Annotated in this window: 1 pseudogene; it reads left to right on the top strand. The window is 54.6% G+C overall.

From position 1 onward, the window contains the following. A pseudogene (locus HMPREF2932_RS01720) lies at positions 1-216 on the top strand (DDE-type integrase/transposase/recombinase); the annotation flags it as partial.

Here is a 216-nt window from a genome sequence, read left to right as displayed (position 1 = left end):
GCCGTATTCAGGAATGCTGTTTGCCTGTGCGTGTATTGACCAGCGGCAACAGTCCTGGCTTGATGCCCACCGTCAAGCGTTTGACTACTTTGGTGGGGTCTGCCAGGTTGTTGTCCCCGATAACGCGTCGACGGCATCAAACGCGATCAGCACTGCCGATAGGAATCGGAAGGTCAACGACACTTACCAGCAGTTCTTGGAGCACTACAACACAGC

The sequence above is a fragment of the Corynebacterium sp. HMSC074H12 genome (assembly GCF_001813755.1).
In the GTDB taxonomy this organism is placed as follows: domain Bacteria; phylum Actinomycetota; class Actinomycetes; order Mycobacteriales; family Mycobacteriaceae; genus Corynebacterium; species Corynebacterium hiratae.
This window is presented reverse-complemented; position numbering and strand designations above follow the sequence as displayed.